This window comes from Acidovorax sp. A1169 (genome assembly GCF_030704685.1).
GTDB lineage: Bacteria > Pseudomonadota > Gammaproteobacteria > Burkholderiales > Burkholderiaceae_C > Acidovorax.
The window spans coordinates 19,933-32,134 of the sequence record NZ_JAUZDX010000020.1 but is presented as its reverse complement, the minus strand read 5'-3'; the positions used below and the strand labels follow the sequence as shown (position 1 = coordinate 32,134).

Genomic DNA, 12,202 nt, shown 5'->3' with positions numbered 1-12,202 from the left:
GCGCGCCTCGGTGCTGCCACCACCGTGACCACCCCGCATTCCACGCACGGTTCGGCGCATGCCGCGCCATCCCATCCGGCAGGCCGCTGGTATGCCAGCCACCATGAGTGGCTGGTGGTCTGGCTGCAGCGCAAGATGGGGTGCCCCCACGGTGCCGCCGATCTGGCGCAGGACACCTTCGTGCGCGTGCTCGCCGCGCGGGAGATCGAGCAGGTGGCCGAGCCCCGCGCCTTTCTGACCACGCTGGCCAAGCGGGTGCTGTTCAGCCACTGGCGCCGGCGCGAGCTGGAGCAGGCCTACCTGCAGGCACTGGCCGAGTCGCCGCAGGCCACGGCACCGTCGCCAGAGGTTATGGCCGTGCTGCACGAGGCGCTGCAGGCCATCGACCAGCGCCTGAACGGCCTGCCTGCCAAGGTCAAGCAGGCCTTTTTGCTGCACCGGCTCGATGGGCTGACGCATGTGCAGATCGCCTGCGAGATGGGGATCTCGGTGGCCAGTGTGGAGCGCTACATGAAGCAGGCCTACCTGCACTGCTGCAGGCAGGATACCGGCGTGGGCCACCCATGAGCAGCGCCCCTTCCGGGCCGGCGCAGGACGCACTCGCCGCCGCCGTGGACTGGCAGGTTCGGCTGACCTCCGGCCGCGCCAGCGCAGGCGAGCACGCAGATTTTGCGCGCTGGCTGTCGGCCGATGCGCGCCACCAGGCCGCATGGCAACTTGTGCAGGGCGTGCTCGCAGAGCCCCTGGGGCAGATCCACCGCATCGACCAAAGCCACCCGGGCCAGTTGCCGGCCGTCCGCCGCAGCCTGACCGCAGCGGCAGCGCCGGTCTCGCGCCAGCGCAGGGGCATTGTGGGCGGATCGGCCCTGATGCTGCTCGCCAGCGTGGGCGCCGGGTACCTCGCCCACCGCAGCCAGCCGCTGGGCGAGCTGCTGGCCGACCTGCACACCGGCACCGCCGAGACGCGCCACACCCTGCTGCCCGACGGCAGCGGGCTGAACCTGAACGCCCGCAGCGCGGCCGACCTGCGCTTTGACCACGGGCAGCGCCTGGTAATGCTGCGCGCAGGCGAGTTGCTGGTGCAGGTGGCCCGCGATGCCCTGGCCGATGGGCCATCGGGCCTGCCTGCGCGCCCCTTCATCGTTCAGACCCGGCATGGCACCGCCCATGCCATGGGCACCCGCTACCTCGTGCGCCAGGAAGCGGATCGCAGCCTGGTGGTGGTGCTGGAGCACAGCGTGGCCCTGCAGACCGGCGATGGCGTGCAACGCGTCCTGCGCGAAGGCCAGGCGGCCTGGATGGATGGCCAGCGCATCGAGATGGCGCAGCAGCGCATGGCGCACCACGCCAGCTGGACCGAAGGCGTGCTGGATGTGCGCGATGAACCGCTGGGCGATGTGGTCGCCGCACTGGGCGCCTGGCGCAAGGGGTTGGTACGCATCAGCCCGGCAGCGGCCCGGCTCCGGGTCTTTGGCGTTTTCCGCCTGAACGACACCGGTCAGGCCTTGCAGGCCCTGGTGGACACCCAGCCCATCACCGTCACCCACTACGGGCCGATGCTGACCTTGATCGACGCGCAGTAACCCGAAGCCGCCTGCCGCAAATTATTTCGCACCGCGTGAGGGGTTTTGCGGGGTTCGTTCGACAAGCAGACAGAAGCCCTTGTCCAACGTTCAGTACAGGAACACTATCCCATGTCCAGCCCCTCCTTTCGCCCCCGCCTGCTCGTGGCGGCCTTGACCGCCGCCCTCGGAAGCGCCAGTTTTGCGCAAACCCTTCACGCCCTCGGCGACACGCTGGTGGCCCAGGCCGGTGCCGTACAGAACTGGGACCTGCCCGCCGGCCCCCTGGACGACACCCTGGCCCGCATGGCCCGCCAGGGCGGAAAGATCCTCACCGCCGACCCCGCGTTGCTGCGCGGCAAGACCGCCCCCGCCGTGCGCGGCAGCTTTGCGGTGGAAGACGCGGTGCAGCGTGCGCTCGCAGGCTCGGGCCTGGCGCTGGTGCGCCTGGGCAACGACACGCTGACCGTGCGCCCTGCGGCCCCCACGCCCACTGCAGCCCCCGCTGCAGCACCAGTCGCCGCCTCTGGCACGGCGGAGCGCAGCCTGGCGGCCGTGACGGTCGAGGGCTCGCGCGACCCCAACCAGCTGTACCAGCCCTTTGCGGGCGGGCAGATCGCCAAGGGCGCACGCCTGGGAGCCCTGGGCAACACTGCCCTGCTCGATGCGCCCTTTGCCATCAGCGGCTACACCGAGCAGGCCGCGCGCGACGCGCAGGCCCGGCGGCTGATCGACGTGCTGGCCGCGGACCCGGCCGTGCGGACCACCAACTCCGAGAGCAACGCTGTGGACGTGTTCTTCCTGCGTGGCCTGCCCATGCTGAGCCAGGACATCTCGTTCAACGAGACCTTCGCGGTGGTGGACACGCGGCGCATCGCGGTGGAGCAGTTCGAGCGCATCGAAGTGCTCAAGGGCCCGAGCGCGCTGCTCAACGGCATCGGCCCGAACAGCACCACCACGGGCGGCACCATCAACCTCGTGCCCAAGCGCGGCACCGATGTGCCGCTGACCCGGCTGACCCTGTCCGCCTCATCCCACGGCCAGGCCGGCGCGCACCTGGACGCGGGGCGCCGCTTCGGCACCGACAACCAGTGGGGTGTGCGCGTCAACGCCGCCACGCGCGGCGGCGGCTCCACCGGCGTGCCGAATGAAAAGGTGGGCATCGACCACCTGTCGGCCGCGCTGGATTTCGCGGGCGAGAAGCTGCGCGCCAGCCTGGACATGGCACAGAACCAGCGCCAGTTCGACGGGTTTCCCCAGTTCCACCGCTTCAACGAAGGCTTTGCACTGCCCGCCCCGCCATCGACGGCGCAGGCCATCAGCCAGCCCTGGGACCGCAGCGACACCAAGAGCTCTTCGGTGGTCTCGCGGGTGGAGTACGACATCACGCCCGACTCCACCGTGTTCGGCGTGCTCGGCGGCGTGGACTACGAGGAGTCGAACGTCAACGCGGGCAGCACCCGCATCACCACGGCCAGCGGCAACTTCACCGCCCAGCCCAGCATCTTCCAGACCAACTCGGCCCTGCGTTCGGGCGAGCTGGGCTGGCGCGTGCGCTTTGCCACCGGCCCGGTCAAGCACCGGGTGGTGGTCGGCTATTCGCGATTCACGGGGGACGGCTCCAGTCTGAGCCAGACCATGGGCAGCGCCTTCACCAGCAACCTCTACAACCCGGTCTTCATCGCCCAGCCCGCATTGCCCACCGGCGGCCGCCTGGCGCGCTTTCAGGACACCGCCTCCGACAGCCTGGCCGTGGTGGACTCCATGCACCTGCTGGACGACCGCCTGCACCTGATCGCCGGCGTGCGCTACCAGAAGCTGGACATCGGTGAATTCGCGGGCGGCGTGGAGCAGCGCCGCTACGAACAGACGGCCACCGCCCCGTCGCTGGCCGCCAGCTACAAGCTGGCGCCGACCTTCTCGGTGTATGCCAACTATGCCGAAGGCCTGTCGCAAGGGCCCGTGGCGGGCGGCAGCACCGCCAATGCGGGCAAGGTGTTCCCCCCGTTCAAGGGCAAGCAGATCGAAGCCGGCGTGAAGTACGACGGCGGCTCCTTCGGTGCCAGCGCGTCCCTGTTCCAGATCCGCCAGCCGGTGTCCTTCGTCAACGGGGCGAACTTCCTCGTGGTCGATGGCGAGCAGCGCAACCGCGGCCTGGAGCTGTCGCTCTACGGCGAGGTGGCCAGGAACCTGCGCCTGAACGCCGGCCTGGCGCTGTCCGATGCCGTGCAGTCGAAAACCCTGAACGGCGCCAACGACGGCAAGAAGGCCATCGGCATCCCCGACCACACGCTGGTGGTGCAGGGCGAATGGGACATCGCCGCCCTGCCGGGCCTCACCGCGACCGGCCGCCTCACCAAGGTGTCGAGCCAGATCGCCAGCGCCAACAACGCGCAGAGCATCTCGGGCTTTGACAGCTACGACCTGGGCCTGCGCTACAGCACCCGCCTTGCCGGGCGTCCCACGGTGTTCCGCCTGACCGTGGAAAACGTGGCGGACTCATCCCATTGGCTCGCGGTGCGTACCGGCTTCCTGACGCGCAGCACGCCACGTACCGCGCTGTTCTCGGTCAGCACGGAGTTCTGACGCAGCTGCGCGCCCTGGCTTCTTTTTGCACGGCCACGCTTGAAAGCTCGCTTGCGACAGAGGTCCGGACAGGTGTTCCAGGAGCACGCCACGGTCGCTCAGACGCAGGACTACGGGGCGCCAAGCTCTTCTTCCAGCGTTTTCAGTTGCTTGCGCAGCTCCTCGCTGCGGGCCTCGCACGCGGCTTTGCCCTGGCCGGCTGCGGCCGCCCGCTCCTGCGCGAACTGGGTGCCCGATGCCAAGGTGCTGCGCAGCGGACCCGCGCTGGCCGCGGCCTCCAGGGGTTGCGCTGCACATTCCTTCTGGTTGCGCTCCAGGGCCATGCGTGCCTGGGGAACGCCCTGGTTCTGAAGGTGGTTCTTGCGCTGCCAGGTGGGACCGAACGCCCCCTCCCTGGAGGTGGAGGGCGGGGACGGGATCGGCGTGGCACCCTCCAGGGCCGGGCGCACCTCGATCTTCTCGCCCTGGCCCGGGCAGGATGCGTCCTGGAAGGACACCTTGCCATCTGCATCCGTGCACTTGTTGATGGCCCAGGCCGGGGCCAGAAAGCCCAGCGCCAGGGTGCAGGCGGCGTAGCGGATGATGGTCATGAGCAGTCCTTGCAGGATGGATCGCACATGTTAGTCCCCCTACAATCCGCGGCATCCATGACCATCCCTTTCTTTGACGCCATCATCATCGGCGCCGGCGCAGCCGGCCTGTTCTGCGCCGGCCAGGCGGGCCAACGGGGCCTGAAGGTCCTGCTCATCGACCATGCCGAGAAGGTGGCCGAAAAGATCCGCATCTCGGGCGGCGGGCGCTGCAACTTCACCAACCGCGACCTGGACCCGGCTGCGCCGCACAAGCACTTCGTGGGGCAGAACCCGCAGTTCTGCCGCTCGGCGCTGTCGCGCTACACGCCGCAGGACTTCATCGCGCTGGTGCAAAAGCACGGCATTCCCCACCACGAAAAGCACAAGGGCCAGCTGTTTGCCGACCGCTCGGCCGAGGACCTCATCGCCATGCTGCTGGCCGAGTGCGCCGCAGGCGGCGTGACGCACTGGCAGCCCTGCGGTGTGAAGAAGATCGATTTCCAGACCGGCACCGACGGCCAGGGCGGCAGCTACCTGGTGGACACCGACCGCGGCCCGGTGCAGGCACGCAGCCTGGTGGTGGCCACCGGCGGCCTGTCGATCCCCAAGATCGGTGCCACCGACTTCGGCTACCGGCTGGCCCGGCAGTTCGACATTCCCCTCATCGAACAGCGCCCAGGCTTGGTGCCCATGACCTTCGACGGGGCAGCCTGGGCGCCCTATGCGCAGCTCTCGGGCCTGGCGCTGCCGGTGCAGATCAGTACCGGGGCCAAGAAGGCACGCATGGTGTTCGACGAAGACCTGCTGTTCACGCACCGGGGCCTGTCGGGCCCGGCGGTGCTGCAGATATCGAGCTACTGGCAGGAGGGTGCGCCCCTGGCCATCAACCTCGCGCCCACGGTGGACCTGCAGGCCGCGCTGGCGCAGGCCAAGCTGCGCTCGCGCAAGCTCATCGCCAATGAGCTGGCCAGCCTGGTGCCGAGCCGCCTGGCCGACGCCTGGGCCCAGCGCGAGGCGGACTGGCAGCGCCCCGTCGCCGAAGCCTCGGACAAGGCATTGGCGCGCCTGGCCGAGCAGTTGGCGCGCTGGGAGCTCACCCCCACGGGCACCGAGGGCTACAAGAAGGCCGAGGTGACGCTGGGCGGCGTGGACACGCGGGTGCTCTCGCAGCAGACCATGGAATGCAAGACCCAGCCCGGCCTGTACTTCATCGGCGAGGTGGTGGACGTGACCGGCTGGCTGGGCGGCTACAACTTCCAGTGGGCCTGGGCCAGTGCCCATGCCTGTGCTGGAGCGCTGCCCGCCAGCACAGCTCAGTGATCGGCCACCTGGCCCCAGCGCGCATGCCCTAGCCAGTTGCGCAGCGCCACGGCGCCGCCGGGCGTGATCTCCAGCGCCCGGGTATCGCTGCGGCGCAGTAGCCAGCCCTGTGAGAGGCAATGGCTGCAGATCATGGCGCCGAGCTTGCCGGCCACATGCATGCGCCGCTCGCTCCAATCCAGGCAGGGTCGGCAGTGCGGGCGCTTGCCACTGCCAGCTGCGCCCTGGCTGGCATCTCCATCCAGGCCCAGGCGCTGCAGCACCGGCGCCGCCTGCGCCGTGACATGGCCGCCCGCATCGCCATCGAAGGCCATGGCGCCCTCGTCCAGCAGGTGCTCGGTGATGGCCACGCCCAGCCGGCCGGCGATGTGGTCGTAGCAGGTGCGCGCGGTGCGCAGGGCCGCATCGCGCGGGCCCACCACCACGCGCCGGGGAGCGGCGGGTGCGGGTTGCTGCACGGCCAGCTGCATCAGGCCTTCGAGCACGCGCGCCACGTCGGCCGAGGCCAGGCGGTGGTAGCGGTGGCGACCCTGGCGTTCCAGACGCAGCAGCCCGGCCTCGACCAGCAAGGCAAGGTGGCGGCTCGCCGTCTGGGCGGTGATGTGGCCGGCATCGGCCAGCTCGCGCGCCGTGAGCGCGCGCCCGTCCATCAGCGCCACCAGCATGGCCGTGCGCGCGGGCTCGCCCACGAGGCCGGCGATGTGGGCGATCTGGTTGGTGTTCATGCCCACAGTGTGCACCGCGTGAGCGCGAGAACACTTCGCACGCCGACGAAGTGGCCCCCCCGGTGAACAGCTCAGGGAATGCTGACCAGCTCGCCAAAGCGCGAATCGCCCAGCGCGGGGCGGCTGGCGTGCTGTAGCACCCACTCCTGCAATTGCGCCACGGGCAGCGGCCGGGTGAAGTGAAAGCCCTGCAGCTCCTCGCAGTCGAGCGCATCGAGCACCTGGGCAGTGGCCAAGTCCTCCACACCTTCGGCGACGATCTTCAGGCCCAGCGTGTGCCCCAGCGCGATGATGGCGCGGGTGATGGCCATGTCGGCCGGGTTGGTGAGCATGTCGTGGATGAAGGACTTGTCCACCTTGAGCCGGTCGATGTCGAAGCGCTTCAAGTAGGCCAGGCTTGAGTAGCCGGTGCCGAAGTCGTCGATGGACAGCTGCACCCCCAGCGCCTTGAGCGCGGCCAGTTGCCGCTCGGCCGCGTTGGCATGGTCCATGAGCTGCGACTCGGTGATCTCCAGCTCCAGCCGGTGGGCCGGCATGCAGCTCTTGGCCAGCAGCGCCTCGATGTCGGGCACGAGCTGCGGGTCGGCCAGCTGTGCCGCCGACAGGTTGACCGAGACCGACACCTGCGACAGCGGGTGCGGCGCGCGGCCCAGCGGGCCCTCGTACTCCAGCGACTGCCAGGCCAGCCACTGCGCGCTGGCCTGCTGCAGCACCCAGGCGCCGATGGGGCGGATCATGCCGGTCTCTTCCGCGATGGGGATGAACTCGCTGGGCGGCACCATGCCCAACACCGGGTTGTTCCAGCGCAGCAGCGCTTCCACGCCCTGCAGGCGCCCTCCCCGGGCGCTCAGCCGCGGCTGGTAGTGCAGGCTGAACTCGCCGCGCCCCAGGGCCCGGCGCAGATGCTGCTCCATCGACTGGCGGGCCAGCGCGCGCTGGTCGGTCTCGGCCGAATAGAACAGGGCCATGTCGCGGCCGGTGGTCTTGGCCTCGTACATGGCCGCATCGGCGCGGCGCATGAGCTCGTCGATGTCGCCGCCGTCCTCGGGGTAGACCGCGATGCCCACGCTGCAGCTCACGTTGAGCTCATGGCCCTCCACGGGGTGCGGCTGGCGGATCAGCGGGATCAGCCGGTTCTCGACCAGTTGCTGCACGTCCTCAGGGCCGGCCACGTCGCGCATGATGACCACGAACTCGTCGCCACCCAGACGGCTCACGGTGTCGCGGCTGCGCACGGCCTGCGTGAGGCGCTGCGCCACCGAGCGCAGCAGGCCGTCGCCGATGTGGTGACCCAGTGTGTCGTTGATGGCCTTGAAGCGGTCCAGGTCGATGAACAGCACGGCCACGCGCTCGTTGCAGGTCTGAGCGTGCGCCAGCGCCAGTTGCAGGCGCTGCACGCACAGCGAGCGGTTGGGCAGCTCGGTGAGCACGTCGTGGTGGGCCAGGAACTGGATGCGCTCCTCGTTGAGCTTGCGGTCGGTGATGTCGATGGCGATGCCGATGTGGTTGACCACCGCCCCCGCCTTGCCCTCGCGCACGGCCGAGACCATGAGCCAGGCCGGGTAGGTCTCGCCCGAGCGGCGGCGAAAGCGCACCTCGCCCTGCCAGGACTCCTTGTCCTGCATGGCGCGCGCGATCTGGGCCGACAGCGGCTCCTGCCCTGCGGTGTCCTCCTGCAGGAACCCCAGGCCCTCGCCGATCACCTCGTAGAAGTCGTAGTGCGTGCTGCGGCAGAAGGCCTTGTTCACGCTGATGATCTGCTGGTCGGCATTCATGATGATGATGCCCTCGGACGAGGCCTCGAACACCTTGGCCCAAAGCTCCAGGCGCTGCTCCATGACCTTGAGCACATTGATCGGCGTGAAGGCCGTGAGCACCGCGTCGCGCCCCTGGAACACCAGGCGCCGCGCCGACAGCACGGCCCACGACGGTTCGGGCCCGCCCTTCCAGCGCACCTCGAACTCGTCCACCGAGCCCTGGTCGGCCAGGCGCTGGAAGAAGCGCGCGCGCACGCCGGGCTCCAGCCCCGCCACCCAGGGGTCCACGGTACGGCCGTTGAGCCACTGCCCGGCTGGCGCGTTGGAGTGCAGCACCTCGTGCTCGGGGATGGAGGTCACCATCAGCGGGATGGGGAAGGCCTCCACCAGCTCGCGCTGGGCCTCGGCCGCACGCGCGCTGGCGGCCAGCTCCTGCTGCAGCAGGCGCTCGCGGTCGAGCTGGGCCAGCATGCCGTTGAAGGCGGTGACCAGGCGGCCGATTTCGTCGCTGCTGGTCCAGTGGGCGCGCAGCGTGTGGTCGCCGCTCTTCCTCACCTCGTCGGCCACGCGGGCCAGTTGCTGCAGCGGCTTGGCGATCTGGCGCGCCACCAGCGTCACCAAAGACAGGATGCAGCCCAGCAGCACCAGCGCCGTGCCCAGGTGCAGCCACATGCGCGAGTACAGGCTGTCCACGCGCTGGTGCAGCAGGCGATCGAGGTCGTTGATGCCCGAACCCCAGGCAGCCTGCAAGGCGCCCAACAGCTTGGCCTCCTGCTCGGTCAGCTGCGCCATGGTCAGGCGCGATTCGCCGCTGGCGACGGCCTGCAGGTGCGACTGGAATTCGAGCAGCGTGGCGTTGAGCGCCTCGCGGTCGTGCACCAGCGCGGTTCTCAGTTCGGGCGTGCCGGCGATGAAGGCCTGGTTGTAGTCCGACTCGATGCCCAGGGTGACGGCCTCCAGCCGGCCCACCAGCGTGAGCAGCTCGGACGACCATTGCGGCCCGCGCGCGGTGCGCGGTGAGTTCAGGAAGCTCACCGTGTCGTGGACCGCCTGCAGCAGCTCGGGAAAGCGCAGCACCGACAGCGACATCTCGTAGTAGCTGTCCAGGTCCGGGTCGAGGATCAGGTTGGACTGGTTGCCCACGGTGGTGAGCAGTTCGCGCCCATCGCGCAGCAACTGGCTGCGCAGCCGTGTGAGGGCCTGCGGGTCGGCCTGCGCGGCGGCATCGGTGCCCAGGCGCTCCAGCGCGTCCTTGAAGCGCTGGCCGGCCTCCTGGGTGTGCAGGGCCTCGTCGTGCTCGGCACGCACCGTGTCCAGGCGCGCCAGCGTGTCGGCCACCGACAGGCCTGGCTGGCCGGGCTGCAGGAAGCGGCCGAGCAGGCCGTCGCGCACCACGGTCGCGTAGCTGGTGCCCACGATCTCCTTGCGCGTGAAGTCGATGGCCTGGTTCTTCTCGTGGATCAGGATGCTGGAGACATAGATCACCGCCGTGAGGTCCAGCAGATAGATGAGCATGAGCTTGCGGCCCACACTGAGCCGGCCTAGCCAACCTGATACGCGGTGCATGATTGCCATGGGTGCCCAGTTTCCCGTTCCTGCAAGATGCGCCCGGCGGTTCGGTGCCGGACAGTGAGATCGTGCTCCCACGTCCCTGAATGGACGAAATGGAAACACTCTGTAAGTACACATGCAATTTCCGCGCCACACGCACCACCTTGGGGCGCACGGAACGCACTTGCACATTTCTCGCATCCGACTGCTATAATGCTCGGCTTCGCTGGCATGCCCCGTCGGCCAATACTAGTTACAGACGGGGACAACCGCCACGCATGGTCTTGAGGCCCGATCTCCCCAAGACCCTCTGCGCGGCAAAAAAATTTGGAACACATTAGCTAATGACTACGATCCGCGTAAAAGAAAACGAACCCTTTGACGTTGCACTGCGCCGCTTCAAGCGCACCATTGAAAAGCTCGGCCTGCTGACCGACCTGCGCGCCCGCGAGTTCTACGAAAAGCCAACGGCCGAGCGCAAGCGCAAGAAGGCTGCCGCCGTGAAGCGCCACTACAAGCGCGTGCGCAGCATGCAGCTGCCCAAGAAGCTGTTCTGATCGCTGGCCCTCACAGGCCGCATCAACCCGCGCTCGGGACGCCAGGCGCGGGTTTTTTGCTTTTTGCGCTCTCTTTTTTGCAGATTCAACGACAAGACCACAGGAGAAATGCCATGTCCCTCAAGGACCAGATCACCGAAGACATGAAGACCGCCATGCGCGCCAAGGACAGCGAGCGCCTGGGCACCATCCGCCTGCTGCTGGCGGCGCTCAAGCAAAAGGAAGTCGATGAGCGCATCGAGCTCGACGACGTGGCCGTCATCGCCATCGTGGACAAGCTGATCAAGCAGCGCAAGGACTCCATCGCCGCCTTCGAGCAGGCCGCGCGCCAGGACCTGGCCGACAAGGAAAAGTCCGAGCTGGTGGTGCTGCAGGCCTACCTGCCCGAGCGCATGTCGGCCGAGGAGACTCTGGCCGCCGTCAAGGCCATCGTGGCCGAACTGGGCGCCTCGGGCCCTGGCGACATGGGCAAGGTGATGGGCGCGGTCAAGACGCGCCTGGCCGGCAAGGCCGACATGGGCCAGGTCTCCGCCGCAGTGAAGACCGCGCTCGCAGGCGGCTGATCGGACCTCAATCGATCCCGGACCACTCCCTTTTGAAGTGGTCCTGCAGAAACTCCACGCACACGCGCACCTTGGCCGACAGGTGCAGACGCGTGGGGTAGACGGCCCAGACGTTGGCGTCCTGGCGCCATTCGGGCAGCACCTGCACCAGCTGACCGGCCTGCAGGTGGGGCTGCACGTCCCACAGCGAGCGCAGCGCAATGCCGCGCCCGTCCACGGCCCACTGCACCACCATCTCGCCATTGTTGGCCGACAGCGGGCCGCGCACCTTGACCATGTCCTCGACAGCGCCATTGCGCAGGCGCCACACACCAAAGGGGTGGTCGCGTTCCTTGATCACCAGGCAGTCGTGGCTCGATAGCTCCGCCAGTGTGCGCGGTGTGCCGTGGCGCGCCAGATAGGCCGGGGCAGCGCACAGCACGCGGTGGTTGTCGGCCAGGCGCCGCGCAATCAGGTGCGGCGCAATCTCGTCGCCCACGCGTACATCCAGATCGAAGCCTTCGCCGGCCACGTCCACCAGCCGGTCGAACACCTCCAGCCGCACCTGCAGGCCCGGGTGGCGCTCCACCAGGCGCGACAGCGCGGGCGCGACGATGCGCCGCCCGAAGCCGAAGCTGCTGCTCACGCGCAGCAGGCCGCGTGGCTCGCGGCGCGTGACCGCCACCTCCTGCAGCAGCTGGTCCACGTCGTCCAGGATGCGCTGCGCCCAGTGGAAAACGCGCTCGCCCTCCTCCGTGACGGCCACTCGCCGCGTGGTGCGGTGCAGCAGCTTCACGGCCAGGTCTTCTTCCAGCAGGCGGATGCGCTTGCTCACGTAGGCGGGCGAGGCGCCCAGCTCGGTGGCGGCGTCCGCAAAGCTCGATTTGCGCACGACCACGGTGAAGACACGCAGGTCCTCGGTCGACGGGCTTTTATGCACGATATGTGAAGAATGGATGCACAGGCGGTCGATTGTATTTTGCGCAGCCCTGTCCAACAATGCAGGCCACGCACCCTCCACCCTCCAAGG

10 protein-coding genes are annotated in these 12,202 nt (G+C 68.7%); 6 read left to right on the top strand and 4 right to left on the bottom strand.

What is annotated here, in order from left to right; genetic code table 11:
• The first annotated feature begins 24 nt into the window (after positions 1-24).
• From QYL93_RS25290 to QYL93_RS25280, 3 genes are all read left to right on the top strand, one after another.
• Positions 25-567, top strand: coding sequence for a sigma-70 family RNA polymerase sigma factor (locus QYL93_RS25290; RefSeq protein WP_305746250.1), 543 nt, complete (start codon positions 25-27; stop codon positions 565-567).
• A complete protein-coding gene (locus QYL93_RS25285; protein WP_305746249.1) occupies positions 564-1,583 on the top strand; it encodes a FecR domain-containing protein in 1,020 nt (339 codons plus the stop codon). Before QYL93_RS25290 ends, QYL93_RS25285 begins: the two co-directional genes overlap by 4 nt.
• 111 nt (positions 1,584-1,694) lie before the next feature.
• Entirely contained in the window at positions 1,695-4,148 is a 2,454-nt protein-coding gene (locus QYL93_RS25280) for a TonB-dependent receptor (protein WP_305746248.1), read from the top strand.
• A 110-nt stretch (positions 4,149-4,258) separates the two neighbouring features.
• On the opposite strand, the gene QYL93_RS25275 is transcribed toward QYL93_RS25280, so the two are convergent.
• Complete coding sequence (locus QYL93_RS25275; protein WP_305746247.1) at positions 4,259-4,738, bottom strand: DUF4124 domain-containing protein; 480 nt, start codon at positions 4,736-4,738, stop codon at positions 4,259-4,261.
• Positions 4,739-4,795: 57 nt separating this feature from the next.
• On the opposite strand from QYL93_RS25275, the gene QYL93_RS25270 reads away from it, so the two are divergent.
• Positions 4,796-6,040, top strand: a complete 1,245-nt coding sequence (locus QYL93_RS25270) for an NAD(P)/FAD-dependent oxidoreductase (protein WP_305746246.1) — start codon at positions 4,796-4,798, stop codon at positions 6,038-6,040.
• Here the strand turns inward: QYL93_RS25270 and QYL93_RS25265 are convergent.
• Positions 6,034-6,765 (bottom strand): helix-turn-helix transcriptional regulator, encoded by a 732-nt coding sequence (locus QYL93_RS25265; protein ID WP_305746245.1) that lies wholly within the window; start codon positions 6,763-6,765, stop codon positions 6,034-6,036. The two genes, QYL93_RS25270 and QYL93_RS25265, sit on opposite strands and share 7 nt — an antisense overlap.
• Before the next feature lie 71 nt (positions 6,766-6,836).
• The gene (locus QYL93_RS25260) at positions 6,837-10,097 is read right to left on the bottom strand and encodes an EAL domain-containing protein (protein WP_305746244.1); all 3,261 of its coding nucleotides are present in this window, start codon (positions 10,095-10,097) and stop codon (positions 6,837-6,839) included.
• A gap of 320 nt (positions 10,098-10,417) precedes the next feature.
• Between QYL93_RS25260 and rpsU the strand changes: the two genes are divergently transcribed.
• Both rpsU and QYL93_RS25250 read left to right on the top strand, forming a co-directional pair.
• On the top strand, positions 10,418-10,630 hold the full coding sequence (gene rpsU, locus QYL93_RS25255; protein WP_068628364.1) for a 30S ribosomal protein S21: 213 nt from the start codon (positions 10,418-10,420) through the stop codon (positions 10,628-10,630).
• A gap of 113 nt (positions 10,631-10,743) precedes the next feature.
• The gene (locus QYL93_RS25250) at positions 10,744-11,193 is read left to right on the top strand and encodes a GatB/YqeY domain-containing protein (RefSeq protein WP_057266017.1); all 450 of its coding nucleotides are present in this window, start codon (positions 10,744-10,746) and stop codon (positions 11,191-11,193) included.
• Between the two features lie 7 nt (positions 11,194-11,200).
• Here QYL93_RS25250 and QYL93_RS25245 read toward each other — a convergent pair whose 3' ends face one another.
• Positions 11,201-12,112 (bottom strand): LysR substrate-binding domain-containing protein, encoded by a 912-nt coding sequence (locus QYL93_RS25245; protein WP_305746243.1) that lies wholly within the window; start codon positions 12,110-12,112, stop codon positions 11,201-11,203.
• Positions 12,113-12,202 lie beyond the last annotated feature (90 nt).

What these genes read in the sequence shown, in the direction of transcription:
- QYL93_RS25285 (WP_305746249.1), top strand. Translation starts at nt 564, where the DNA reads ATGAGCAGCGCCCCTTCCGGGCCGGCGCAGGACGCACTCGCCGCCGCC.
- QYL93_RS25280 (WP_305746248.1), top strand. Translation starts at nt 1,695, where the DNA reads ATGTCCAGCCCCTCCTTTCGCCCCCGCCTGCTCGTGGCGGCCTTGACC.
- QYL93_RS25275 (WP_305746247.1), bottom strand. Translation starts at nt 4,738, where the DNA reads ATGACCATCATCCGCTACGCCGCCTGCACCCTGGCGCTGGGCTTTCTG.
- QYL93_RS25270 (WP_305746246.1), top strand. Translation starts at nt 4,796, where the DNA reads ATGACCATCCCTTTCTTTGACGCCATCATCATCGGCGCCGGCGCAGCC.
- QYL93_RS25265 (WP_305746245.1), bottom strand. Translation starts at nt 6,765, where the DNA reads ATGAACACCAACCAGATCGCCCACATCGCCGGCCTCGTGGGCGAGCCC.
- QYL93_RS25260 (WP_305746244.1), bottom strand. Translation starts at nt 10,097, where the DNA reads ATGGCAATCATGCACCGCGTATCAGGTTGGCTAGGCCGGCTCAGTGTG.
- rpsU (WP_068628364.1), top strand. Translation starts at nt 10,418, where the DNA reads ATGACTACGATCCGCGTAAAAGAAAACGAACCCTTTGACGTTGCACTG.
- QYL93_RS25250 (WP_057266017.1), top strand. Translation starts at nt 10,744, where the DNA reads ATGTCCCTCAAGGACCAGATCACCGAAGACATGAAGACCGCCATGCGC.